The organism is Koromonas soli, assembly GCF_059726265.1.
Window position 1 is genome coordinate 3908549 of sequence record NZ_AP040872.1, and the last position, 26077, is coordinate 3934625.

Below are 26077 nucleotides of genomic sequence, written 5' to 3' on the forward strand. Positions count from 1 at the left end.
AGGCTCCTCACTTCTCCCTCACCACCAACCTCCCCACCACCAACTCCTCGATCTCCAACCTCTTCACCTTCGCTCTACCCACGGCAAGCTTTCCCACCGCCACCGCTCCCACCGCGAGAGCTCCGACAGCGAACGCCCCTACTGCGGTCGCTCCCAGTGCCACCGCTCCCGCCGCAACCCTGCTCATCTTCTTCCCACGGCGCATACTCTCCTCCTCGCGAAACCTCGCGAAACCTCGCCCACCTCGCGAAACCTCTTCCATTTGTTATCCTCAAAGAGTGAATAAGATGGTTTTCTCCAACCTGGTGCACCGTCCTCTGCGCACCCTGATCAGTGTCTTTGCCATTGCGATCGAGGTCACGCTGATCCTGCTCATCGTGGGACTCTGCATGAGCATGCTCAACGACAACGCCGACCGCCAAAAGGGAATCGGCTTCGACGTTATGGTCTCGCCTCCCGGTTCCAGCTTCCTTTCCGGAATCACGGGTGCACCAGTATCCATTAAAGTTGCCGACAAACTCCGCACCGTTCCGCACGTCACCGCCGTCGCGCCCATCGTGACCCACCTTGTGACGTCGAAGCGTGTCGAGGTCATCGCCGGAATCGATCTCGATCCCAACTCGCTGAACAACTTCGACAAGATGGGACACCCCTTCCACTATCTTGCCGGAGGCCCTTTCCAAGGCCCCAATGACATGATCGTCGATGACCTCTTTGCCGAGCAGAATCACACCAAGGTCGGCGATCACTACGAGATGCTCAATACCGACTTCCGCATCTCCGGCATCGTCGAGCACGGCAAGGGCGCGCGCCGATACGTTCCCATGAAGACGCTTCAGGACCTGCTCGGTTCCGAAGGCAAAGCCAGCATGTTCTACGTCAAGGCCGACACGCCCGACAACGCCGACGCCGTCGTAGCAGAAATCAAGCAGGTTCCCGGCATGGATCAATACGTCGCCCGCTCGCTTGCCGAATACACCTCGCTCATGACGGTCTCCAACATGCCCGGCCTCGGCTCATTCATCAATGTCGTGATCGGCATCTCCATCATCATCGGCTTCATCGTCATCTTCCAGTCGATGTACACGGCTGTCATGGAGCGCACGCGCGAAATCGGCATTCTCAAATCGCTCGGTGCCACGCGCCTCTACATCGTCAACGCCGTTCTCCGTGAGTCGCTCGTCCTCGCCATCTTCGGAGTGCTGCTTGGACTGCTTCTCACCGCCCTCGGTTCCGTGGCCATCAATTACAAGTTCCCGCTGAACAAAGTCATGTGGGACAACCACTGGGTGCTTCGCGCCGCCATCATCGCCATCATCGGCGCGCTCCTTGGAGCTCTCTACCCGGCCCTCAAAGCCGCGCAGAAAGATCCCATCGAAGCCCTCGCCTACGAGTAGCTTGTTTCCCCACATCCGTCTCCGTTGACGGATGTATGAATCGGTGCCCCACTCAACGCTCTTTTCGTTGAGTGGGGTCTTTGACCTTGTTCTTGCCTTTGCCTATACGGTGTCATCCTGAGGCGAAGCCGAAGGATCTCTACCCTCACCACCGCCCTCCCGTTCGTGGAATTGGCACTTCACGCCTCCTTCCCCTGCAACACATGCTCAATTCTTCGATCCGGCACCAGCCACATCAGCGCCACCACGACGTAAATCAATTGCGCCACCCACGTTGACCGCGCGCTCACGATGATCGCCAGCAGGTACAGTGTCGGCGAAACCTTGCCTTTCCAATCGCTGCCCACTGCTCGCTTCAGTACCGAACCCGGACCCTGAGAAGCGATGATGAGCTGCTGCAAAATCCAGTACGCCACCGCCGCCATCAGCAGCACTACTCCATACAGCGCACACGGCGCTGCTGCTCTTGCGTTCTCTCCCATCCATCCCGTCGCAAAAGGGAACAGCGACAGCCAGAACAGCAGATGCAGATTCGCCCACAGCATTGCGCCTTTCACCGGACCTGTCGCGTGCAGCATGTGATGGTGGTTATTCCAGTAAATCCCAACGTAGAGGAAGCTCAGTACATAGCTGCAAAAGACCGGCAGCAGCGGAACCAGCGCGTGCAAATCCTGTCCATGAGGAACCTTCATCTCCAGGACCATGATTGTGATGATGATTGCGATCACTCCATCGCTGAACGCCTCCAGCCGACCCTTGTTCATCTCGCCTCCCCGCTTGAATAACTCCGTTTGAAAGCTTCACGAAAAGCCAGGCTCAATCATTCGATTCAGAGAACCCCAGGAGCGCAACAGTCCTCTTTCGCAACCCGGTATCCCCTCACCCTTCGGAATATTCTTCTGTGGATTTCCCGATTCGGCGCGTCTCAGTTCGCGACCCCCCTCATCACCATTGATTGACCCCTCACCCCTACGCGCTCCCTGTTTGCGACTTCTGCACTCCTTTCACTCCCAGCTATCCTGTTTACGACTGGATCAATCCCCGAACAACGCTATTCACCTTTTTGTCTCCTCCAGAGCTCCGCAAAAAATCCATGAGCAGCCCTGTATTCGGGCTACACTCTCCGACTGCGATTCGCGATTCCGAGCAGCAGGAGACCCCTTGATGGCCGCTGACCCCGTAATTCCGCTTCCGACCCTGAACATCGAATCCGAAACCTCAGGCGACACCATCACCATGCGCTGCCATGGCCGCATCGTGAACGACACCGTGCCCGCCATGCAGTCCAAAGTCCGCGATGCCATTGCCTCGCCGCAACCGCGTCAAATCGTGCTCGATCTCACCGATGTTTCCTATATGGATAGCTCCGGCCTCGGTGCTCTCGTCGGCCTCTTCGTCTCCGCCAAGCGATCCGGCAAGCAACTCAAGCTCATCAATCTGAGCGCGCGCGTGCAGGAGTTGCTGCGCCTCTCCAAGCTGCTCAGTGTTTTTGAAGGGTACGGCGAACACCTGTAAAGATGCGGCTGATATCGCATGTTCGCGGGCCGTCCTATTCTGTTGTGCTATACTGCGAGAGATCGGGAATGGGGCTGAAGGCGTGAGAACGCCGTCGGCTGCCTGCGCCTGTCGGCGTTGACACTGAACTCTGGCATGCGCTACCGTATAGTCTTTCGGTCGTCCTGCGGTTGCCCGCCTGACGGTATTCCGTCGCCGCAGATTTCACCGGCTCCACGAGCCTCGAATCTGCAAGCGGTTCTGCTGACGGTTTTGCCCCGCACGAACGTGCAGAAGTTCCCAGACTAAAGTCTTGGGTCTTCAACTCCTCATCGAGAAATCGGCTGAGGGGCGTAGTGGTGCCTGTCGTATTCAGGCAGAGTGAGACTGGGACGGTCTTCTCGTTAGTCGGTTTTTACATCTGGGAGAGTTTGGAAATGTCAACCTATTTCCCCAAGGGGGAGATTGCGCGCAAGTGGTACGTCGTGGATGCCGATGGGCAGACCCTCGGACGCCTGGCTTCGCGCGTCGCGCGCATCCTTAGCGGCAAGGACAACCCCCGCTATACGCCGTTTCTCGATACCGGCGACCATGTCGTAGTCATCAACGCCAGCAAGGTGAAGCTCACCGGCCTGAAGGCTAATGCCAAGGTTTATCGCCACTACACCGGATTCCCTGGCGGATTGCGGGAAGAAGAATTCACCAAGCGCATGGTGCGCAAGCCCGAGTTGGTCGTGCAGGAAGCCATTGAAGGCATGCTGCCGAAGAACAAGCTGGGCCGCTCCATGGCCACTAAACTCAAGGTTTATCGCGACGATAAGCATCCGCACCAGGCGCAGCAGCCTGTGGCGATTGCTGCGGTCGTGTAACCGCGTCGCTCATAAGAAGCAAGGATTGACAACGAATGGCTGAACTGGTTCAATACTATGGAACGGGCCGCCGCAAGTCGAGCGTAGCCCGCGTCTTCCTCCGCCCCGGCACTGGCGTGATCAAGGTCAACGGCAAGGGCTTCGAGGAATATTTCGTGACCGACGTGCAGCGCATCATCGCTCGTCAGGCACTGATTCTTACCGAGACTGCCGCCAACTTTGACGTGATTGCAAACTGCTCCGGTGGTGGCGTTACGGCTCAGGCTGGTGCGGTCCGCATGGGTGTTGCCCGCGCGCTGCAGGAGTTCAATCCTGAGCTGCGTGCCAAGATGAAGGCCGAAGGCTTTATGACGCGCGATGCGCGCCAGAAAGAGCGCAAGAAGTACGGCCAGAAGGGCGCCCGCAAGCGCTTCCAGTTCAGCAAGCGTTAATCGAGTTGTGTTCCCACATTCGTCGGCAACGGCGAATGTGGGCTCCTCGTTTGCTGTAACGGATGTGGCTAGCGATCTTCAGTGTTTTTGCCCTGCGCTGCAGGTTTCGGCGGCGTGAGACATGTTGTCGTGTACGGAACCAAAAAATCTTCCCGCTCCCGCTAATTCCGGGGCGGGCAACGGGAATTGAATTGTCTGCGCAAGGCGTATAGCGGGCAATGCAAATCCATCCAAGGAGGTACAGTGGCCAATATCACCATGAAAGAGCTGCTCGAAGCTGGTGTTCACTTCGGGCATCAGACAAAGCGCTGGAATCCGAAGATGAAGGAATACATCTTTGGCGAGCGCAACGGAATTTACATCATCGACCTGCAGAAGACGCTGAAGATGTTCAAGGAAGCGTCCCGCTTTGTGCAGGACAACGCCGCCGAAGGCCGCACGATCATGTTCGTGGGCACCAAGCGCCAGGCACAGGAAGCCATTGCCGAAGAGGCTACGCGCTGCGGAATGTTCTACATCAACCAGCGCTGGTTGGGCGGACTGCTCACCAACTGGGTGACCGTTCAGAAGTCGGTGAAGCGCCTGAAAGAACTGGACGAAATGGCGACCGACGGCCGCTACGAGTTGCTGCCGAAGAAGGAAGTTGTAAAGCTCGAGCGTGAGCGCAAGCACCTTCAGGCCAACCTCGCCGGCATCAAGAATCTTAATCGCCTTCCTGATGCGATCTTCGTGATCGACTCCAACAAGGAGCAGATCGCGGTGAAGGAAGCGCGCAAGCTTGGAATTCCGGTTGTCGCCGTGGTGGACACCAACTGCGATCCGACCGAAGTCGATTACGTCATTCCGGGCAACGATGACGCGCTGCGCGCCATTCGCCTGTTTGCCTCCAAGGTTGCCGACTCCGTTGTCGAAGGTTCGCAGGCCGCAACCGACAAGCAGAGCTCTGAAATTGCGGCCGGAATCTCGGCGAGCGAAGAGGCTCAGCCCAGCGAAGCAGCCAGCACCGAAGCTACATCGACGGAAGACGTCAACATGGAAGATGTTCTTGGCAAGGGTGTTCGCAAGGTCGAGGCCGCAGTTGCTGAGAGCGACGTAGAGGTGGAATCGCGGTAAGCCCGCAGCCTACTGGTCAGGCATTCGGTTGGCAAAAGTCGCCGCTCCGAACGCCAGTGCCAAGGCATTCGCGATAGTCTCGTGAAAGCGACCCGCGCTGCAAACTTCGGCGCGGGTCGTTTTGTGAGAAGAAGAATTCAGTCAGGAAATAACGTTCAGGAGCCTGGCCTCTCCCGGGCCGCACTCATCAAGAAAGGTTTTGCAATGGCAGAGATTACCGCAACAATGGTTAAAGAGCTCCGTGAAAAGTCCGGCGCGCCCATGATGGACTGCAAGAAAGCCCTCACCGAGGCCAATGGCGACCTGGAGCAAGCCATCGTCGTACTGCGCAAGCGCGGCATGGCAACAGCAGCAAAGAAGGCGACTCGCACCACCAGCGAAGGCGTGGTGACCAGCTACATTCACGCTGGCGGCAAGATCGGCGTGCTGCTCGAAGTGAACTGCGAGAGCGATTTCGTTGCTCGCACCGCTGAGTTCCAGACCCTGGTGCACGACATTGCGATGCACATCGCCGCGGTCGATCCGCGCTACATCCGCAAGGAAGATGTAACGCCAGCCGACCTCGAGCGCGAGAAGGACATCTTCATGGCGCAGGCGATGGCCAGCGGCAAGCCCGCCAACATTGCTGAAAAGATGGTTGCCGGCAAGATGGGCAAGTTCTACGAAGAAGTTTGCCTGCTCGAGCAGCCGTTCATCAAGGAGCAGAGCGTCACGATCTCGCAGTTGATTGCAACCGTTATCGGCAAGCTTGGCGAGAACATCTCGGTTCGCCGCTTCGCTCGCTTCAAGGTTGGCGAAGCCACCGAAACAATTGCAGTGACCAAGCCGCAGGCGGCGGAAGAGAAAGCTGCTGAGTAGTTCGCGACATCTACTCACATATGTGAATCTATGGGACGGAGCGATCCGTCCCATTTTTGTGCTCGCGCGCGATCCTTCTTTCTCGGTTGCCGGGCAAAGCCGCCGGGCTATCGTTTACACTGTTAAACAATCATGGCAGACCCAATTTATAAACGCATTCTATTGAAACTCTCGGGAGAGGCACTGGCAGCGGGCCAGGGCTTTGGAGTCGATAACACCCGCGTGCATGAAATCGCAGCTGAAGTTGCCGAAGTGCATCGGCTTGGAGTGCAGATTGGACTCGTGGTTGGCGGCGGAAACTTTTTCCGCGGCGTAGCAGATCAAGCGAAGGACATGGATCGTGTCTCGGCCGATCACATGGGTATGCTCGCTACGATGATCAACTCGCTTGCTCTGCAGGATGCGCTTGAAAAGCAGGACGTGCACACGCGCGTGATGAGCGCGATCGAAATGAACCAGGTTGCTGAGCCGTTCATTCGTCGCCGCGCTATTCGCCATCTCGAAAAGGGCCGTGTCGTGATTTTCGGCGCCGGAACCGGCAATCCTTATTTCTCTACCGATACGGCGGCTTCGCTGCGCGCGATGGAGATCAAGGCCGAAGTGATCATGAAGGCCACGAAGGTCGAAGGCATCTACGATTCCGATCCTTTCAAGAACAAAGAAGCAAAGATGTACGACGCCATCAGCTTTACTGACGTGTTGAAGCACGGTCTTCGCGTGATGGATGCGACTGCAATCAGCCTGTGCCGCGAGAACAATCTGCCAATCCTTATCTTCAACCTGAACACGCATGGCAACATTCGTCGCGTGTGCCTGGGAGAGAAGGTTGGCTCGATCGTAACCGCCTGATCTGGTATTTTGGCAATCTGCGGGCCGCTGCGGCGGCTCGCTCTTGATGTTTCACGAAGCTGTTAGACGTTGTGATAGTACACAGCAAGAACTCACCGGGTTATAATCGGCAGGCTTGTACGGAGTACACCTATGGCTCAGATCAGCATGGCGGCACTGCCCGCCCTCAAAGATACTTTCGCTCAGCTCAAGGCGCGCATGGACAAGGCTGTGGAGGCGTTCCGCAAGGAACTCGCAACGCAGCGCACCGGCCGTGCGAGTGTGCATTTGCTCGACGGCATTCATGTGGATGCCTATGGCTCCCCGATGCCGCTGAATCAGGTCGGAAACATCAGCGCGCCCGAGCCGCAACTCATCACCATCCAGCCTTGGGATATGTCCCTGGTTGGTGCGATTGAAAAGGCCATTCGCAGCTCGGATCTCGGCTTGAATCCGCAGAACGATGGCAAGGTGATTCGTATTCCCATTCCTGCGCTTACCGAAGAGCGCCGCAAAGACATGGTGAAGCACCTGAACAAGGTTCTCGAAGAGCATCGCACCGCGATCCGCAATATTCGCCGCGACGGAAACGACGCGATCAAAAAGGCGATGAAGGACAAGAAGATCTCCGAGGACGAAGAGCGCGGCTCACTTGAGCAGATGCAGAAGATCACCGACGACGAGATCAAGAAGATGGAAGAGATGTTCAAGGTGAAGGAAAAGGAAGTTATGCAGGTCTGATCTTCGCTTGCAATTTACCACTAAGCCCTCCGGCGAACCGGAGGGCTTTCCTTTGCGTCAATGCTGGTGTGCGGCGTACCTAGAAGATTCCGCGAGTGCGTCGATGGCATCCATTACCTGCTGCGGTGCGGTGTGGTGCACCATGTGTCCCGCTCCCTTGATCACGCGTAGTTGCGTTTGAGGAACTTCGTTGTGCAGGCGGACCGACTCCTTCACTGTGTCCACTACTTTGTCGCCGTCTCCGGCGATGATCATCGTAGGGACGGCGAGGCTTTGCAGACGATTGCGAAACGCGAAAGCGCTGGGCACCATCATCGTTCCTTCTTCGGCTACGGCGCGCAACTGCGAGGGACGTAACGCAACCCACACAGGAAACTCGTCGTACCAGTTCGGAACCGGTGCCGGCTCAAATAGCACACGCATCATCGAGGGCCACAACGCCCGTGAAATAAGTGGCGAAACCGTGTTGCCCAGCAGGCTGCCGAGTCCGGGGATCGAAAGAATTGCGGGTGGAATCGTGTCGAGGCGCACACCTGGATAGTAGTATCCCGACGCAAGGATCACTCCGGCGAGAGAGTCCGGATGGCGCAACGCTAATTCGAGCGCAACGAAAGCTCCCCACGAGTGCCCGAGCACATAAGGCTGCTCGATTCCCATCTGCTGCAACGCATGGAAAAACAACTCCGCCTGTTCCGCCGGAGTCCACACGCGCGCTTCAGGGCGATCGCTGTAGCCAAAGCCTGGGCGATCGAAGGCGATGACGCGGTACCGTCTCGCAGCGAGCTCGACCAGCGGGCTTAACATGAAATCCTGCGCCATAACGACGTTTCCATGAAGTAGCACGAGCGCGGGCCCTGTGCCGCGCTCCATATAGTGCAGTGTGACACCATCGACTTTGATAAATTTTCCCTCAGGTGGAGATTGGCGTACTGCCTCCGAGGTCTTGCCGCGCACAACCGCTGCTGCTCCACCCAGCAAGGCAGCGGTTGACAACATTACCCCTCCTGCCCGATTCAACTTATTGTTTGCTTTTCTCAAGGCGGTACTGCGAATCATCTGTTTACTCCCCGTTAGACCATGGGTTCCGCAACAGCCACCGCGGCTGCCGCGTTATTTACTGCGTTGCAGCATGGTCCTGTTTAGTCTGATGCGCCGGAGCGCGAGCGCGATTTAGCTGCATGTACGTTTCTGACGCATAGCGGCGCGTGATGCGTCACAACACCCTTGTTATGCGCAGCATCGTAAACCTCTAAAGAAAAAGAGGTGACACTATGGAGACTCTTCCTATACAGGAAAACGAAGTTCTCCCTCTGGACGGCGTGGCTCCTGGAGTGGTTGGGTTGCAGATACTTTTCGTGAATCTCTTTGGCATTGCTGCATCCGACGGCGGCTGGGTAATGGTGGACTGCGGGTTGCCCCACTCAGCAATATACATACGCAATTGGGTGAAGCAAAAATTCTCAGGACAGCCGCCTCGCGCCATCGTGCTCACGCATGGTCACTTCGATCACGTAGGAGCCTGCGAAGATCTGGCAGGCGAGTGGCGCATTCCCGTGTATGCGCATACGTTGGAACATCCGTTCCTTACTGGCCGCGAGCAATATCCTTCACCGGACCCGAAAGTTGGCGGAGGATTGATGTCCCGCTTGTCACCTCTTTATCCGCGCGGACCCATCGATGTTTCCAAGCATCTTCGTCCGCTGCCGGAGGATAACTCCGTACCGCTGCTGCCGGGATGGCGGTGGATTCACACGCCCGGGCATACCGTGGGGCACATCTCAATGTTCCGCGAAGAAGATCGATTGTTGCTGGTCGGCGATGCATTCTGCACGGCAAACCAGATGTCACTGATTTCAGTTGCGCGGCAGAAGCCAGAGTTGACGGGGCCTCCCGCGTACTACACGCCCGACTGGGTTGCGGCCAAAGCGTCGGTCGAGGAACTGGCGGCATTGCATCCTCACACGCTCGCTCCGGGACACGGTCATCCCATGGCGGGCGCCGATATTCCTCAAAAACTCGATGAGCTGGCACGAAACTTCGAACGTATCGCCATGCCCGAGCACGGAAAGTATGTAGATGAAGCGCGGCAGGAGATGCAAATAGAAGAAGAGAAGAAGGGTAAGCCCGCAGCTTAAGGAGGCGCGCCCAGCAGCTTTGGAGTGAAGCCCGCGTTGCGCCTATAATTTCCATATGAGCCGCGTAGTACATGCTGCCTGCCCACACGACTGTCCCGATGCCTGCTCTGTTCTCGTTACGGTTGAGGATGGACGCGCCACAAAGATCGAGGGAAATCCCGATCATCCTGTCACGCGCGGGTTCCTCTGCGGCAAAGTAGCGAAGTATCTTGAGCGTGTCTATTCGCCCGATCGTCTGCTGTATCCCATGAAGCGAGTTGCCCCCAAGGGCACGGCGGGCACGCAGGCTTTCGAACGCATCACGTGGGACGAGGCTCTCGATACGATTGCGGCGAAGCTGAAGGCTGCTGCAGAGGAGTTCGGGCCGGAGTCGGTGTTGCCGTTCTCCTATGGCGGCACGCTCGGAGTGGTACAGGGTAGCGGCATGGACCGTCGTTTCTTCCACGCCATCGGCGCGTCGCAGCTTGAACGCACGATCTGTTCGGAGGCGGGAGGCGTGGCGCTCGCCGGATTGCTGGGCGCGAAGTACGGCCCGCCGCTCGAAGATTTCCGCTACGCTCGCTACATCATCGCCTGGGGAGCCAACGTCCACGGAGCCAATATCCACCTGTGGCCGTTTATCGAAGAAGCGCGCCGCAATGGCGCAAAGCTGGTGGTCATCGATCCGTTCCGCACGCGTACGGCAAAGGCTGCGGACTGGCATCTCGCAATTCGTCCCGGCACCGACGTAGCACTCGCGTTGGGCTTGATGAATTACATCATCAGCAACAATCTGCATGATCAGGCGTTCATCGACGCGCACACGACTGGCTTTGAAGAACTGAAGACTCGCGCTGCCGAATACACCACCGCACGCGTTTCCGAAATCACCGGCCTCGCCGTAGAAGACATTGAGCGGTTGGCGCACGAGTATGCCACGACCACCCCGGCAATCATTCGCCTGAACTACGGCGTGCAGCGCAGCGAAAACGGCGGCATGGCCGTCCGGGCCGTAGCGATGCTGCCGACCATCATCGGCGCGTGGAAGAAGCTTGGCGGAGGCCTAACGCTTTCAACCTCCGGCACATTTGCCATCAACAAGCAGGCGGTTCGCCGCGAAGACCTGATGATCAAGGCTCTTGGCCGCACCGCGCGCACGCTAAACATGAATCAACTCGGCATGGTGCTCACCGATGCGAAGCTCGATCCGCCGGTGAAGGCGATGATCGTCTATGCGTGCAATCCTGCCGCTGTGTGTCCGAATCACAATCTGGTGATCGAGGGCCTGAAGCGTACTGATTTGTTCACGGTTGTGCACGAGCAGTTCTTTACCGATACCACCGACTACGCAGACATCGTGCTTCCGGCGACGACCTTCCTCGAGCACAAGGATCTGGTCACCTCCTACGGACACATCAACCTCCAGCTCTCCGATCAGGCAATTGCGCCGCTTGGCGAGGCTTGCAGTAACTCGGAACTCTTCCGGCGATTGGCAGCCCGCATGGGAGTCGAAGGCGAATGCCTCCGCGCATCCGATGAGGAGATGATCGACGACGCGCTAGCAGTCGAGGCCGGCTTGCCGGGATCGAAGTTTGTCGAGGGCATCACGCGCGAGCGACTGGAGCGCGAGCACTCCATCCCTCTGAATGTTCCGAGGACCGAAGGCGCTTATCTCCCCTTTGCCAATGGATTTCCGACGGCCAATGGCAGGGTCGCATTATGTAGCACCGAACTTGAGAGGGAAGGATTGGATCCTGTCGCCACATTCACTGCTCCCACCGAGTCGCGTCATACCGATAAGGCGCAGCGCTATCCGTTGGAACTGCTGGCGCGCAAGCACGACAACTTCCTCAACTCGACCTTCTGTAATCTGCCGGGGCATCAGAAGATGGAGCGGCAATTCGAGTTGCAGATGAATACCGTCGATGCCGCCGCCCGGAGCATTGCCGATGGCGACACCCTCCGCGTTCACAATGACCGCGGGGAGGTGCAGTTGCGCGCGCGAGTGGATGACAGCGTGCCTCCCGGCGTTGTGGCCAGCTACCTCGATTGGGCTCGTACGTCACCCGGCGGCAAGAACATCAATGTGTTGACAAGTGATCGGCTCACCGATATCGGACGGTCTGCGACCTTTTACTCGGCGCTTGTCGAGGTGGAAAAGGTTTAAGCCGCGTCGCCGATTTGCCAAGGCAGGATAGAGAAGTCGCAAGAGTACGCCTTCTCTGGATAGCTTTGTGAGCACCCGAACCTGTATAATTGGACCTTCCGCGCCCAAGATTTACGCATGAGGGTCTCGCCATTCTTCGCACTGATTATTGCGCCACGCCTCGCCTGAACCGCACAGTTGCTTGCGGGCTATTCCAATTGCTTCGCATCTGCCTGGTGCTCATGCTGCTTGGTGGTATGGCATTGGCACAGCAGGGCATCATCGAAGACATCCGTGTCCACGGCAATCGCCGCATCCCAGCCGAAACCATCAAGTCCCGCATGTTTACCCGCCCCGGAGATGTCTATGACGCGGCTGGCATGGAGCGTGACTTCAACTCACTGTGGAATGCCGGATACTTTGATGACCTTCGCATCGAACGTGAAGAGAGTCCCAAGGGCTGGATCATTCACGTCTATGTGAAGGAAAAACCGACAATCCGCGAGATCAAGTACATCGGTCTCAACGCGGTTTCGCAGAGCGACGTACTCGACAAGTTCAAGGAACGAAAAGTCGGACTCAGCCAGGAAAGCCAGTTCGACCCGACCCGCGTGAAAAAGGCGGAGGTCGTACTGAAGGAACTGCTTGCTGCGCACGGTCGCCAGTTCGCCACCATTACCACCGAAGTCCGCCAGATTCCCCCCGCCGCCGTCGGCATCACCTTCAATATCAAAGAAGGTCCTAAGGTAAAGGTAGGCAACATCAAGTTCGAGGGGAACAAGAAGGTTCCCACGCGCTACCTGCGCGCCGCCATGCGGAACTCGCGACCTGTCGGCATTCCTCACAGCCTTATTCTCGAAAACCTGTTCGCCCGCACCTTCGACGCCACCAAGTTGAGCGAAGACGCCGAACGCGTGCGCTTCGCCTATCAGGACAAGGGCTACTTCAAGGCCATCGTCGAAGATCCCAAAACAAAGGTTCGTGACGTGAACGGCATCGCGTGGTACTTCCCGTTCAAGTCGCGCCATGGCAAGGCTGTCGATATCACAATTCCGGTGGAAGAGGGCGAGCGCTACAAGCTGAAGGAAATCACTTTCAGCGGAAACAAGTCGATCACCAACACCGTTGCGCTCCGCCGCCTGTTCAAGATCAAGGATGGCGACTGGTTCAACCGTACCCAGGTTGGCAAGGGACTCGAAGAATTGCGCAAGGCCTACGGATCTCTTGGCTATATCAACGAGACCAATGTGCCTACTCCCGAAATCGACGAAGAACACAAAACGATCACATTGAAGATCGACGTCGATGAAGGCAAGCAGTTCTTTGTTCGCCGCATCGAATTCACCGGAAACACCACGACCCGCGACAAGGTTATTCGCCGCGAACTCGCACTCGAAGAGGGACAGGTCTATAACTCGCGTCTGTGGGAAGTCAGCCTGCTGCGCTTGAACCAGTTGAACTACTTCGAAACGCTGAAGCCGGAGCAGGATTCCGAAGTTCACCAGGATGTTGCCGAGAGCACGGTGGACATCAATCTGAAGGTGAAGGAAAAAGGCAAGAACTCCATCGGCTTGAATGGCGGCGTCAGCGGCCTCTCGGGTTCGTTCGTTGGTCTCAATTACGAGACGAACAACTTTCTCGGCCTTGGCGAGACGCTCTCGGTTTCGGCATCGCTCGGAACCTATCAGCGCGACGTTATGTTCGGCTTCACCGAACCCTACCTGTTCGACAAGCCAATTCAGTTGGGCTTCACGGTGTTCACGCGCAACTTCAAGTATGACCAGGCGCGACAGGCCAGCATTCTTACTGGCCAGAAGGCGACCCTGCCGGATATCTATTTGAACTCGCTGCAGAACTATTCGCAGTCGAGCACCGGCTTCACGGTTTCGGCCAGCTATCCGCTGCACCGCTCGTTCAAGCGCGTGGGCCTGACCTACTCATTTGACAGCTCGAGCATCACGACCTTTACCGACGCCTCGCGACTCTACTTCGAGTTCCTCGCCTACCGCAGTGTGGGCGGCGCGAACGCCTTGCAGGGTATTCGGACCAGCAAGCTGGTGCCGAGCTTTAGCAGCAGCACCATCGACAACCCGATGCGCCCGCATAGTGGCCGCAGCTACTTCATTGGTATGGACATCGCTGGCATCGGAGGCAATGTAGCCGACATCCGGCCGATCGGCGAATTCAAGCAGTTCATTCCGATGAAGGGCATCCATCCGCGCAAGGAAGGATTGCAAACTCTCGGCATCCGCCTGCAGGGCTCGTTCATCACCGGATACGCGGGGAAGACCGCACCGCCGTTCGAACGCTACTTCCAGGGCGGCGATACCGATCTGCGCGGCTTTGATATTCGCGCGGCTGGCCCGATTGCGCTTATCTCGGACCAGACGTCGGTTGCATTGACGAACCCGGACGGCAACACGGTACCGAAAGATCCGAACAACCCGCGTGTTGGTGCGGCCACGGTGACGATACCGATCTCGCGCCTTGTATTCCCGGGAGGCGATACCAGCTGGGTGGGCAATGTGGAGTACCGCATTCCCATCGTTGGACCGGTGACGTTCGCGCTGTTCTCGGACACGGGCATGAACATGGCGATTCGTCAGTCGCAGTTGCGCTTGAGCGAACAGCAGGTCAACCAGCTCAATGCGACCCCGTTCGGGTGCCCGAGCTATGATCCTACTTTCACAATCTGCCAGGGAACCCAGTTCCTGCAGTTCAACAAGGAGCTGAAGCCGCTTGCCGGAACCAATTACCAGCTGCGTATGTCCACCGGCGCGGAACTCCAGGTGATCCTGCCGATTGTGAATGCCCCGTTCCGGATCTTCTATGCCTACAACCCGTTGCGAGTGGATACCCAGGCGCCCCAGGCGGAACGTCTCACGCGAGACATGTTCCCGGCCGGTGCGGCTGGCGACTTCACCTTCCGCAATGCGCTGGCAACTTACAATCCAACGTACCGGCTGCGTGAGCCGAGAAAGACATTCCGTTTCACGGTGGCCACAACGTTTTAACGTATCTTGTGAATTCACAGGGAAACAGGGCAGAGCGGGCGAAGTTGTTTGACGCTCTATTTCCTACAACCTATAATCGGGAACATCCGTCAGAGGAATCCATCAGGGCTGGAGCTGGATCGGTTGCGGCTCGCCCGCCTTCTGAAAGGTTTCTGCGGAATCTCCGTAAGCTCCTAGAGGAGTTGAGGCTTATCTCCATGAATCGCAATTTTGCACGTTTGCTCCCGGCCATGGCGCTGGCCGTCGTACTCAGCGTTCCCGCCCTTGCCCAGTCTGCAGCTCCTGCAGCTCCCACCGCGCCTACGGTTGCCAAAGTAGGAATTGTGAATATTCAGGCCGCCATCGTGAACTCCAACGAAGGCCAGCGCGATTTCGAATCGCTGCAGAAGAAGTTCGACCCGAAGCGCACCGAGCTTGAGAACCTGAATAAGGAAGTGGACGAACTTCAGAAGAAGTTCAACACCCAGGGAGACAAGCTGAACGACGAAGCGCGTAGCGACCTTCTCAAGCAGATCGATGCCAAAAAGAAGACTCTGCAGCGCAACTACGAAGACGCCAACACCGACATCCAAGCGCAGCAGAACGAGATCGCAAACCGCATCGGCCAGAAGATGGTCGAAGTCCTCGACAAGTATGCGAAGGACAACGCTTACACGCTGATCCTCGACGTCTCCGGCCAGTCGAGCCCGGTTCTCTGGGCCGCCAACTCGGTCGATATCACCAAGGCCGTCGTGGACGCCTACAACGCCCAGTCCGGCGTGCCTGCCCCGACCAAGCCTGCTGCCAAGAGCGCCGCTCCGGCTGCGAAGTCCCCGACCCCGGCCGCTGCTCCTACAAAGAAGTAGTCCAAAGCAGTTTTCTGAAGCTTCAAAGAGGCCGCCTGTGAAATGCAGGCGGCCCTTCTCATTGGCGCGATGAGCCCGGATCAGGAACTGTTCGCCTCTAATGCGGCGATTCGGGGACGTGAAAAATTCCGTCGAGTGTTGCAGGCGGAGTTAACTGAAACTGTGGAAAACTTGTGAACAATCGCGGAGAAACTCTCTGTTACGACCACGTTAATGTGCAGTTAGCGCCCGAGAACAGCAATAAACTCTTATATGTCATTGTAAATGAATGATTTAATTCATTTCTTAAAAACTGCTTGACGTGTGGAGCGGGTGTTTCAATAAAAGTTGCATCTGGACGTTTTGCACACATCCATACTTGCCAATATTGTCATCCAGTGTTCCTGATTGCCCGAATCCCTCGTAATCCCTTGTAGCTCAATGCCTCAGCTCTGATCGCCGGTGACTCGCAAAACGGCAAGGAAAGCTTCCTGCGGGATATCGACTTTGCCAATTCGCTTCATGCGCCGTTTGCCTTCTTTTTGCTTTTCCAGCAACTTACGCTTTCGCGAGATGTCGCCGCCGTAGCATTTGGCAATTACATTTTTGCGAAGCGCCGCGACGGTTTCGCGAGCTACGATCTTGGCTCCAATAGCGGCTTGGATAGCTACTTCGAACTGCTGGCGTGGGATGAGCTCGCGCATTTTCGATACGAGGGCTTTGCCGCGTTCGTAGGCGTAATCGCGGTGGACAATGATGGAGAGAGCATCGACCGGGTCGCCCGCAACAAGTATGTCGAGCTTCACCATCGGCGATTCCCAATAGCCGGAGAGGTGATAGTCGAGCGAAGCGTATCCGCGCGACACCGTCTTGAGGCGGTCATAGAAGTCGAGCACAATCTCGTTGAGCGGAAGCTCATAGGTGAGCATGACGCGGCTGGTGCCGACATACTCGAAGTTCTTCTGTTTGCCGCGCTTCTCTTCAACCAGCTTTAGAATGCCGCCGACATACTCCTCTGCTGTAAGGATCATGGCGGTGATAATCGGCTCTTTGATAGTGTCAATCAGCGTGGGGTCGGGCCAGCGAGAGGGGTTATCGACCTCGATCGTTTCGCCGCTGGTAAGCGTAACGAAATAGCGCACGCTTGGCGCGGTAACGATGAGGTCAAGATTGTATTCGCGCTCAAGCCGCTCCTGGATGATTTCCATGTGGAGCAGGCCGAGAAAACCGCAGCGGAATCCGAAGCCGAGTGCGGTCGAACTTTCCGGCTCGAAGAAGAACGAAGCGTCATTCAGCCGTAGCTTTTCGAGCGCATCGCGCAGCAGCCCATGCTCGTGCGAGTCCACCGTGTAAAGTCCTGCGAACACCATTGCTTTGATGTCTTCAAAGCCGGGCATGGCTTCGAGTGCGGGCTTGTCGGCGTCGGTGATTGTGTCGCCGATCTTCACATCGCCCACGGTCTTGATCGTGGCAAAGAAAAATCCAACTTCGCCTGCCGTAAGTTCGTTGATCTCTTTTGGCACCGGGGTCAACACGCCCATCGTGTCCACAAGGAATGTAGTGCCCTTGGCCATCAGCTCGATCTTTTGTCCCTTGTAAAGGCGTCCATTGACCACCCTGGCCAGCACGCCCACCCCGCGATAGCTGTCAAACCAGGAATCGAAGACGAGGGCCTGCAGCGGCGCATCGATGGTTCCCTTTGGCGGAGGCACGCGCTCCACGATCGCCTCAAGAACCTCGATCACGCCTGAGCCGGTCTTGGCGCTGATGGGCAGAGCCGTGGAGGCATCGAGACCTACCGCGCTCTCGATCATTTCCTTTGTACGCTCGATGTCGGAGCTGGGCAGGTCGATCTTGTTGATGACGGGTATGATTTCCAGTCCGTGGTTGATCGCGATGTAGCTATTGGCCAGCGTTTGTGCCTCGACACCCTGCGTGGCATCGACCACCAGCAGCGCGCCTTCGCAGGAGGCGAGCGAGCGCGACACTTCGTAGGAGAAATCGACGTGACCGGGTGTGTCGATCAGGTTCAACTGATACGTTTGGCCATCCTTGGCCGTGTACATCATTCGAACGGCGTGAGCCTTGATGGTGATGCCGCGCTCGCGTTCCAGATCCATGGCATCGAGCACCTGCTCCTGACCGGCCATTTCGCGGGCGCTGAGCGAGCCGGTAATCTCCAGCATGCGGTCGGAAAGCGTTGTCTTACCGTGGTCGATGTGCGCGATGATCGCGAAATTTCGAATGAGAGTGCGGTCCATGTTTGCTTTCGAAGCTCAATTGCCCGCACGATTTGCGAGGCTACGCTGGTGTTATTTTCCGATTCTATCATCTGCCCGGCGAGTCGATTGAGGCCGCCCCGTCTGGCCTTGCTCCGCGTCTATGATCCTATGCTGCAATAATGGGAAGGTGTGGATTTGGGTGGGGCTGTGCTCACAACCTCAGGAGAAATTCCGGGTTCTTACAGCTTGTAAGGAGGCTGCTTTGGCAAAACGTATTGCAATGATGCTCGCGTTAATGCTGGTGACGACCGCCGCATTTGCGCAATTACCAAGTTTTGGAAACGTGTTCGTTGGATATTCATACAATCGTGCGGATACCGGACTCGATAACCGTGGCAATCTCAACGGGTGGGAAGGCTCGCTCGAAGGAAAATTCCTGCCGTTCGTCGGCGTGGTGGCTGACGTGAGCGCACAATACGGCACGCTGACCGCGCCGATCGGACCAGGCCCGGGTGGAGTTCAGGGCGGCCGTTTCGATGCGGATACGCGAGTGCAAAGCTACCTGTTTGGGCCGCGCGTCTCGTTCTCCGTGGGCAAGATTCGGCCGTTTGCGCATATCCTGATCGGCGCCTCGCACTTGCACGAATCTACTTCGTTCGCGTCCAACTCGGAAACCAGCTTTGCGAATGCCATTGGCGGCGGCATCGACTATCACCTCATCCCACGTGTGAGCTGGCGATTCCAGCTTGACGATTTGCAGACGAGATTCCGCAGCAGCAGGCAGGATGACGCGCGCTTTTCTACCGGCCTGGTCCTGAAGTTCTAGTGATCGGCGCTACTCCGGAGCATCGCATCTGCATGCTCCGGGGACGTCCTTTTCCTCCCGCGCAAACTTTCCCACCTTTCTCAAACTATTTACCCCTATCAGGTAATTCCGCATTGGCGTGGTTCATCGCTGTCGCGTATCCTCAATGCACTTCTCTCCTCTTTGCTGATGGGAATTGACCAAAATCACGGCTCGGCTCGACGACTCGAATTAACCCCGGGAACGATCACCCTTCTGTACGCGGTATTTTCAGTCGTCTGGATCTGGGGCACCGATGTAATGGTCAACCAGATTAACGATCCGCGCCTTCGTTTGTTCCTCGTCACATCGAAGGGGATTCTGTTCGTCATCATCACCGCACTCCTCCTGTTCTTCCTGGTACGAAGAATGGTGTTGCAGATGCGCCTGGCGCAGCAGTTGCTTACCGCCAGCGAAGCCGAGTACCGCGGATTGGTCCAGGCGGCAACTGAAGGCGTGTGCAGGCTCACGCAGGATGACAGGATCGGCTTTGTAAACCCGCGTATGGCGCAGCTATTAAAACGTGGCGAGAACGAGTTGCTGGGGATGTATCTTTCGGATTTCATCCATGAACTCGACAAGGATGCGTTTTGCGAGCAGTTGCAACGCTGGCGTGCGGGAGCGAGCGAGCAGCATGATTTCCGACTCCTCGCATCGGATCGGGTCGAGATTCAAACTATCGTTTCGGGTACCCCGGTTTTTGATCAGGTGCATGTTTACTGCGGCTGCGTGTTGACGGTAATGGATGTGACCGAACGCCAGCGCATGCAGCAACAGTTGCAGAACGCGCAGAAACTCGAAGCCGTGGGACGCTTTTCCGGTGGTATCGCGCACGACTTCAACAATCTGCTCGGGGTCATCATCAGCTATGCTTCGCTGCTCAAGGCGAGGCTCGAGCAGGACAAAGTCGGGCGCGAGTACGCTGATTACATCCTGCAAAGCTGCGAGCGGGCGGCTTCGCTTGTGCGTCAGTTGTTGGCCTTCAGCCGCAATCAACCCCTCTCACTCAGCGTCATTGATCTAAACACATCGGTTGCCGAGTTTGGCGAACTGCTGCCGCGCTTTATCGGCGAGGATATTCGGGTCACGATTCGCACTGGTGAACTGCCTGCCACGGTTCGCGCCGACCCTGTGCAGATCGAGCAGATGTTGATGAACCTTGCCTCCAATGCGCGTGACGCCATGCCGCAAGGTGGTGAACTCACGATCGAAAGCGGAAGAGTGCACAGCGATACGATTCCCGACGTGCAGGACGTGCAACCGGGAGAGTACGTATATCTGCTTGTGCGGGATTCGGGCATGGGGATGGATGCTGAAACGTGCGCACGAATCTTCGAGCCTTTCTTCACGACCAAGGAAGTAGGGAAGGGAACTGGCCTGGGGCTCTCCATGGTGTACGGCATCGTCAAGCAGAGTCAGGGATATATTGCGGTGAATTCCCAGCCGGGTCATGGTGCAACGTTCTCCTTGTACTTCCCTTGGGCGCAAGCGGCGCCGTCGGTAGAGGTCGCTTCAGAAACCAATCAGCTTGCGGTGCGCGGATATGAAACCATTCTGCTGGTCGAGGATGAAAACGAGTTGCGCATGGTCACCCGCTACATTCTTGCCCAGAACGGCTACAACGTTATTGAAGCCCGAAATGGACGGGAAGCGCTTGCAATCTGCGGGAGACGCTTGCCGGAAATCGATCTGGTCATGACCGATCTGGTGATGCCAGAGATGGGCGGGCGTGAGTTGGCCTCCAAGCTCTTGGAGATAAAGCCCAATCTCAAAATCCTCTTCGTCACGGGATATGCCGACGACGCGCCCTTTGCCGTTCCAGTGGACGGAACGAGCACCATCGAAAAGCCCATCAAGCCCACTATCCTGCTGCAGCGCATTCGGCAGACACTCGACAGCAAAAATCAGCGCACGATTGGCTGATGCTCAGTGTGAACCTGCACCGAGCAGGCTGTAGGCCAGCACGGCCAGCACCGCAAGCGTGAATCCTACATAGAGGTAATCGCGCTGTCGTGCGAAAGCCACGGCCGAGAAAACCACGCGCGCGATCGGAGTCGCAATCAGCAATAGCATTCCCAGCTGGATAACGGCGCGGCCGCTCAGATCCCTGGTGCCATGGAGAATTCCGCTGATGCTTCGCAAAGGGGAGAGTTCACCATGAAAGTTCCTGTAGTCGGCGGTGGCCTGCGCGTGATGCACGAGATACACGACGCCGCCGACGAGTACGACCATGGCCGAGAGCAGGACTCCGGCGCGCAGCAAGCGCCCTATGACGTCCTCCATGCGGTGATCGTCCCACTCGGAATTCTTCATAGCCGCCCCGTGAAACCGTTGAAGATCATCTCGAGCCCCAGCCCCACAATCACTGCGCTGAATACCAGTCGCAGCGATTTCGTGCGCGCCTTCACGAGTACCTTGGCTCCGGCCATGGATCCAGCGAGCGCTCCCAGCACCACCGGCATGGCAATGCCCGGATCGATGTAGCCGCGCGCAAGATAGAGCCCGGCGCTGGCTGCGGCCGTAACGCCAATCATGAAATTGCTGGTTGTCGTGGATACCTTGAAGGGGATGCGCATGGCCTGATCCATCGCAAGCACCTTCACCGCGCCAGAGCCGATGCCAAGCAGGCCGGAGAGCGTCCCCGCGCCAAACATCAGCCCAAAGCCGAGTGGGATGCGATGCACCGTGTAGGGCTTCTTACCCTGTGGCGTGGGGTAGTCGCCATCGAGATGCAAGGCCCGCGCGAGTGCGTCCTGCCGCTCTTCGACGGGATGGGGTGGCTGCGTTCGTATTGAAAGGTATGCCGAGTAGAGCAGAACGAATCCGAAGACGATGGCAATGGTCGACGTCGAAACACGAGTCGCGATGAACGCTCCGACGATGGCTCCAATCGTGGTCGCAATTTCCAGGAACATCCCAATTCGCATGTTGCTGAAGCCTTCACGCACATACGCCGCAGCGGCTCCCGAGGACGTCGCGATCACCGAAACCAGCGAAGCTCCGATGGCGTAACGCATATCGACGTGGAACACCAGCGCAAGCAGAGGGACGATGACCACGCCGCCTCCCAAGCCGGTGAGCGCGCCGAGGAATCCCGCGAGAAACGAGCCGAGGCCGAGGAAGATGGTGAAGTGAAGAACGTTCATCTCAACTCACTAGATTCCAAAACCAGCAACGGAGCTAAATAGAAACCTGTTCAGCCTTCCCACACGAATCCGTCAAAGGTGTGCACATGATGGTATCCGAGCCGGCTGTAAAGAGCGTGCGCGCGTCGATTCTCCTCAGTGACCGTAAGCGAGAGCTCGCTGAATCGCCGCGACGTGAGATCGGCGTAGCAATAGCGGAGCAGGTGCTCACCAATGCCTTGACCTCGGTATTCCGGCAGTGTGCAGACCTGCGTGATGTGCGCCACGTCGTGCCGCACTCGCGAGCAGAGGAGCAGTCCGATGCGCGTGTGCGTGGGCCGGTGAAAGGCCACAAAGGATGAGGTCGGGTCAAACACTCCGCAGCCGGGGAAGCGAACAATGTTGTTTAGAAATCGTAGCGAGCCTGAGATCGTGCGGTACTGGTCGTTGACGTCGCTATCCACGTGGTCGCGGTAGGCAGCGGTAATGATGTGGGCTGCTGGCTGGTAATCAGAATCCGTCCAGCGATGGATCTCGATGTCGGCTGGCAGCTCGCGTTCCGGCGCAACGTAGTTTTGCTCGATGGGATGCGACAAAAACAGACGGCGATAACGCCGGAATCCCTCTTCCAGAAATGGCGCCGCAAGCTGCCCGCTGGGATGGATCAGCAGTTGTGCTTCTACACGATGCAGCCCGGGCGACTGTTGCAGGGTGGTAATGGAGTGCCGTAGAAGTTCCAGCTCGATGCTCTGGCGGCGCTGGCGCGTCGAATCGGTAGCCTCGACATACAGGTCGCCGATAACGCCCTTGGCTCCTTCATAGACGAAGAAGCAGTAGCCATGCACTCGTCCGCGCTCGATCGCCGCAAAGCCAGGCAGAATGCGCGAATCCGCGTAACGCAGAATCATGTCTGCCGAGGAACGGTAGTCCCAGTGCAGGGTGTTTCGCCAGACACCCACTTCCTCATCCATCAGGAAGCGCAAGTCCGTCGAAGCGAAATGGCGTAAGTCGAGAATCTCCACTCTGCGTAGGGCCTCAGGGCTAGTCAACTGTCCGGTTTAGTGTAATGGATGTGAAAAGCGAATAGGCAAACGAAGGTAGCTGGAGGGGTGACGCAACGTATGCTCCCCGAACATCAGTCACCCTCAGCCTGCCCGGCCGGCGACACCTGATAAATCTCAATGTGCTGCGGGCGGTATGCGCCGATCAGGCGCAAGCGGCGATTCTGCAGCAACAGACTCAGCGGGGTCATCGAGCCTTCGCGCGTGACAAGTATGTGCGCCGTGGCCGGAATCGCGGCCGGAAGCTCATAAACAGCGGGCGAGATCTCCAGTCCCTCGTAAGGCACAACCCGGCGGTCGAGATAAAACGACAATCCAAAGGCCATGTTGCGATTCAAGTTGAAGGTGGTGAGCGGCAACGCTCCGGGCTGTTCCATGTGCTCAAGCAACTCTGCCACTGGCCGTGAAGATTGCGTTGCATCGACCGTCGGGGCCAGTCCGCGCAGTAGGAACCCGACGGCAAGAATTAGCGGCAGCAGGGTAACAAAGCGCAACATGCGCCATCCCGAGGTGAGCAGCGGAACTGCTACCAGCAGAAACACCGTTGCGCCAGCCACGGCTGCAGCCATCGTGCTGGTTGGAGTCGAGCGCATCTTGTACATCATTCGCGGCGCCACGAAGAGAGCTGCACCGATTACGCCGAGCAGCGCTGCGTGAATGACGATTGCGACGCGGCAAGGCTGTTCTTCACGCCCTGCCCCGCGATGAATCGCCACGGCTGCCAGGATGAGCAGCGGAGGAATCGCCGGCAGAATGTAGCCGGGAAGCTTCGAGCCGGAAAGCGAGAAGAACGCAATGGGGATCAGCGCCCAGAGAAACAGAAACGCTTCGAAGTTGTAGGAGGACTCGTCCTCAGAGGACATCTCCAGTTCACCGCGCAATCGTAAGCGCATGGCACGGAAGCCATCTGCAAGCCCATGACACACCCACACCACCCAGGGCAGGGTGGCAACCAACGCCACCGGGATGTAGTACCAGAACGGCTGCTTGTGGCGATAGAGATTGGAGCCGAATCGCGCGAGATTGTTTTTCAGGAAGAATACGTTGAAAAACTCCGGCGTGCGAAGCTGAACCATCACATACCATGGCGCAGCAATCAAAAGGAAGACCGCAATGCCAATCGGATCGAGCGAACGAAACAGCAACTTCAAGTTTCGCTGGCTCGCGCAGAATGCGATCAGGATAAAGGCGGCGAGAGCCGGAGCCACGGGACCCTTTGCAAGCATCGCGAGCGCGTTGAATGCATAAAACACCACCAGCCACCAGCGCGAGCTGCGAGCTGTGGTGCGCTCCTCCCCCAAACTTGTTGCAGAGTCATACCAGCAATACCAGGCAAGCAACGAAAGGCAGAAGGGAGAAGCAAGCAGCATGTCGGTTGCTGCCGCCCGGGCAAATCCAAGAACGAGAACCGCAGAGGCGACAGCGAGCGCTGCGTCCAGCCGTGCTTCGTGGCGAACGCGGCGTACCGCGACAAATGTTCCGAACACGAGCAGCGTCGCGGCCACGGCTGAGGGAACTCGCGCCGCCCAGTCCGCAACTCCGAACACGCTGTAGGAGAGCATCTCTCCCCAGTAGAGCAGGACTGGCTTTTCAAGCCACGTGTGTCCATAGAGCGTGGGAGTGACCCAATCGTGGCGGGCCAGCATCTCGCGCGCAATCTGCGCATAGCGAGGCTCGTCGGGGCCAAGCAGTCCGAAACCGGAGAGGCGGAAGAAAAAGAAAAGGCCGCACAGTCCGGTAAGCAACAGCAGCTCGCGAACGCGATTCTGGTTGACTTGCATGCACACCAGTGTAATGCAGAGCCGCCTTCGTACTCCTATGCGCTTAGGGCTCGTCGCGGTAGATGCTGATCTGCGTTGTCCCGCCTTCCTTTAGCCGTGCGCGGAACATGCCGGGCGTGTTGAAACTCCATGCGAGCTGGCCATCGGGAGTCAGAGCAACGATTCCGCCATCCCCATGCATGGCCGTGAGTTGTTTCTGAATCACCTCATCGGCGGCGGCCTGCAAGGGCATTCCCTGGTACTGCACTAGAGCACAAATTGTGCGGGCGACAGTCAGGCGAATAAAGTACTCGCCCGTTCCCGTGGCCGAAACCGCGCAGGACTGATTGGAAGCATAGGTCCCCGCTCCAATGATGGGCGAGTCGCCAACGCGATTCCAGCGCTTTGCGGTGGTGCCCCCGGTGGAGGTTCCTGCAGCGACATTGCCCTGCCGGTCCAACGCCACCACGCCTACAGTGCCGAACTTATGCGCATCCGGAGATTCGTATTCCGCGATCGGCTTTGCTGGGGCTGCAGGCGCGCCTTCGGGCCGCGGAGGAGCAGGCAGTCCCTGCTTCGTCAGTTCCTTTACCAATTGCTGCCAGCGGCGTTCGGTAAAAAAGAACGATGGCGGCACCTGCTCCATATGGACGTTGGCTGCAAACGCATCCGCTCCCGTGCCGATGAGCATGACGTGTGGAGACTGCTCCATCACGGCCCGTGCGAGCGAAATGGGATGACGTGTGCGCTGCACATCGGCCACGGACCCGGCGCTCATCGTCTTTCCATCCATGATTGCCGAGTCGAGTTGGTTCGTGCCATCGGCCGCGAAGACCGCTCCTCGTCCTGCATTGAATAGCGGATTATCTTCGAGCAACTTGATCGCCGCCTCCACCGCATCCAGCGCCGCTCCACCTTTGTCGAGCACGGCTGCGGCGGCATCGAGAGCCTGCTTGATTCCGGCGCGGTAGTTGGCTTCGGCTTCTTTGGTCATCGAAGCGCGCTCAATTACTCCCGCTCCTCCATGCAGCACAATGGCCCACTTGCGCGGAGCAGGCGCGGATTGCGCAAACAGACTGCCACACAAAAGAACGATGCCGCTGACGAGAAGGAGACGAGCGAAGAAATTCATGCGGTTAGTTATACAACGTCGGCTCGTAAATCCGCAGACTGAGTTTTGGAGAGCAATCAACTCTCCTGCAATGCTGAGGGGCTTCCATGCATATCGCCGCGCCT

At 57.6% G+C, this 26077-nt stretch carries 23 protein-coding genes; 14 read left to right on the top strand and 9 right to left on the bottom strand.

Features of this window, described 5'->3' with window-relative positions; translation table 11 throughout:
• Positions 1–7: 7 nt before the first annotated feature.
• Entirely contained in the window at positions 8–262 is a 255-nt protein-coding gene (locus tag AC6IY8_RS17035) for a hypothetical protein (RefSeq protein ID WP_497775848.1), read from the bottom strand.
• A gap of 25 nt (positions 263–287) precedes the next feature.
• On the opposite strand from AC6IY8_RS17035, the gene AC6IY8_RS17040 reads away from it, so the two are divergent.
• On the top strand, positions 288–1397 hold the full coding sequence (locus AC6IY8_RS17040) for an ABC transporter permease (protein ID WP_497775850.1): 1110 nt from the start codon (positions 288–290) through the stop codon (positions 1395–1397).
• Between the two features lie 179 nt (positions 1398–1576).
• Here the strand turns inward: AC6IY8_RS17040 and AC6IY8_RS17045 are convergent, their stop codons facing one another.
• The gene (locus AC6IY8_RS17045; RefSeq protein WP_497775852.1) at positions 1577–2161 is read right to left on the bottom strand and encodes a TMEM175 family protein; all 585 of its coding nucleotides are present in this window, start codon (positions 2159–2161) and stop codon (positions 1577–1579) included.
• Between the two features lie 400 nt (positions 2162–2561).
• Between AC6IY8_RS17045 and AC6IY8_RS17050 the strand changes: the two genes are divergently transcribed.
• The 7 genes from AC6IY8_RS17050 to frr all read left to right on the top strand — a co-directional run bounded on the left by AC6IY8_RS17050 (position 2562) and on the right by frr (position 7731).
• Positions 2562–2912, top strand: coding sequence for an STAS domain-containing protein (locus tag AC6IY8_RS17050; protein WP_497775853.1), 351 nt, complete (start codon positions 2562–2564; stop codon positions 2910–2912).
• Positions 2913–3328: 416 nt separating this feature from the next.
• Positions 3329–3760: a 50S ribosomal protein L13 gene (gene rplM / locus AC6IY8_RS17055; RefSeq protein WP_497775854.1), complete on the top strand. Its 432-nt coding sequence runs from the start codon at positions 3329–3331 to the stop codon at positions 3758–3760.
• Between the two features lie 35 nt (positions 3761–3795).
• Positions 3796–4191 (top strand): 30S ribosomal protein S9, encoded by a 396-nt coding sequence (gene rpsI, locus AC6IY8_RS17060; protein WP_497775857.1) that lies wholly within the window; start codon positions 3796–3798, stop codon positions 4189–4191.
• A gap of 243 nt (positions 4192–4434) precedes the next feature.
• The gene (rpsB, locus tag AC6IY8_RS17065) at positions 4435–5304 is read left to right on the top strand and encodes a 30S ribosomal protein S2 (protein WP_497775858.1); all 870 of its coding nucleotides are present in this window, start codon (positions 4435–4437) and stop codon (positions 5302–5304) included.
• Positions 5305–5508: 204 nt separating this feature from the next.
• Positions 5509–6162, top strand: a complete 654-nt coding sequence (gene tsf, locus AC6IY8_RS17070) for a translation elongation factor Ts (RefSeq protein ID WP_497775859.1) — start codon at positions 5509–5511, stop codon at positions 6160–6162.
• Between the two features lie 132 nt (positions 6163–6294).
• Entirely contained in the window at positions 6295–7011 is a 717-nt protein-coding gene (gene pyrH, locus AC6IY8_RS17075; protein WP_497775860.1) for a UMP kinase, read from the top strand.
• 132 nt (positions 7012–7143) lie between these two features.
• Positions 7144–7731: a ribosome recycling factor gene (gene frr / locus AC6IY8_RS17080; protein ID WP_497775862.1), complete on the top strand. Its 588-nt coding sequence runs from the start codon at positions 7144–7146 to the stop codon at positions 7729–7731.
• Between the two features lie 57 nt (positions 7732–7788).
• Here the strand turns inward: frr and AC6IY8_RS17085 are convergent, their stop codons facing one another.
• Positions 7789–8727 carry an alpha/beta fold hydrolase gene (locus AC6IY8_RS17085; protein ID WP_497775865.1) on the bottom strand — a complete coding sequence of 313 codons (939 nt, stop codon included), beginning with the start codon at positions 8725–8727 and terminating at the stop codon, positions 7789–7791.
• A gap of 275 nt (positions 8728–9002) precedes the next feature.
• On the opposite strand from AC6IY8_RS17085, the gene AC6IY8_RS17090 reads away from it, so the two are divergent.
• The 4 genes from AC6IY8_RS17090 (at position 9003) to AC6IY8_RS17105 (ending at position 15850) form a co-directional block, all read left to right on the top strand.
• Entirely contained in the window at positions 9003–9866 is an 864-nt protein-coding gene (locus AC6IY8_RS17090) for an MBL fold metallo-hydrolase (protein WP_497775866.1), read from the top strand.
• A gap of 55 nt (positions 9867–9921) precedes the next feature.
• Positions 9922–12012, top strand: a complete 2091-nt coding sequence (locus AC6IY8_RS17095) for a molybdopterin-containing oxidoreductase family protein (RefSeq protein ID WP_497775868.1) — start codon at positions 9922–9924, stop codon at positions 12010–12012.
• 197 nt (positions 12013–12209) lie between these two features.
• Positions 12210–15005, top strand: coding sequence for an outer membrane protein assembly factor BamA (gene bamA, locus AC6IY8_RS17100; RefSeq protein WP_497775870.1), 2796 nt, complete (start codon positions 12210–12212; stop codon positions 15003–15005).
• Between the two features lie 197 nt (positions 15006–15202).
• Complete coding sequence (locus tag AC6IY8_RS17105) at positions 15203–15850, top strand: OmpH/Skp family outer membrane protein (protein WP_497775871.1); 648 nt, start codon at positions 15203–15205, stop codon at positions 15848–15850.
• 425 nt (positions 15851–16275) lie between these two features.
• Here the strand turns inward: AC6IY8_RS17105 and lepA are convergent, their stop codons facing one another.
• Positions 16276–18090, bottom strand: coding sequence for a translation elongation factor 4 (gene lepA / locus AC6IY8_RS17110; RefSeq protein WP_497775872.1), 1815 nt, complete (start codon positions 18088–18090; stop codon positions 16276–16278).
• Between the two features lie 223 nt (positions 18091–18313).
• On the opposite strand from lepA, the gene AC6IY8_RS17115 reads away from it, so the two are divergent.
• Together AC6IY8_RS17115 and AC6IY8_RS17120 are read left to right on the top strand one after the other, a co-directional pair.
• Positions 18314–18877 carry a hypothetical protein gene (locus AC6IY8_RS17115; RefSeq protein WP_497775873.1) on the top strand — a complete coding sequence of 188 codons (564 nt, stop codon included), beginning with the start codon at positions 18314–18316 and terminating at the stop codon, positions 18875–18877.
• Positions 18878–19045: 168 nt separating this feature from the next.
• Entirely contained in the window at positions 19046–20818 is a 1773-nt protein-coding gene (locus tag AC6IY8_RS17120; RefSeq protein WP_497775875.1) for a hybrid sensor histidine kinase/response regulator, read from the top strand.
• Between the two features lie 3 nt (positions 20819–20821).
• Here the strand turns inward: AC6IY8_RS17120 and AC6IY8_RS17125 are convergent, their stop codons facing one another.
• The 5 genes from AC6IY8_RS17125 to AC6IY8_RS17145 all read right to left on the bottom strand — a co-directional run bounded on the left by AC6IY8_RS17125 (position 20822) and on the right by AC6IY8_RS17145 (position 25973).
• Entirely contained in the window at positions 20822–21208 is a 387-nt protein-coding gene (locus tag AC6IY8_RS17125; RefSeq protein WP_497775877.1) for a DUF1634 domain-containing protein, read from the bottom strand.
• Positions 21205–22041 carry a sulfite exporter TauE/SafE family protein gene (locus tag AC6IY8_RS17130; RefSeq protein ID WP_497775879.1) on the bottom strand — a complete coding sequence of 279 codons (837 nt, stop codon included), beginning with the start codon at positions 22039–22041 and terminating at the stop codon, positions 21205–21207. The genes AC6IY8_RS17125 and AC6IY8_RS17130 overlap by 4 nt, the downstream gene beginning before the upstream one ends.
• Before the next feature lie 50 nt (positions 22042–22091).
• On the bottom strand, positions 22092–23042 hold the full coding sequence (locus AC6IY8_RS17135; RefSeq protein ID WP_497775881.1) for a GNAT family N-acetyltransferase: 951 nt from the start codon (positions 23040–23042) through the stop codon (positions 22092–22094).
• A gap of 113 nt (positions 23043–23155) precedes the next feature.
• Positions 23156–24862 carry a glycosyltransferase family 39 protein gene (locus AC6IY8_RS17140; protein ID WP_497775883.1) on the bottom strand — a complete coding sequence of 569 codons (1707 nt, stop codon included), beginning with the start codon at positions 24860–24862 and terminating at the stop codon, positions 23156–23158.
• 43 nt (positions 24863–24905) lie between these two features.
• Positions 24906–25973, bottom strand: coding sequence for an isoaspartyl peptidase/L-asparaginase family protein (locus AC6IY8_RS17145; RefSeq protein WP_497775884.1), 1068 nt, complete (start codon positions 25971–25973; stop codon positions 24906–24908).
• Between the last annotated feature and the right edge of the window lie 104 nt (positions 25974–26077).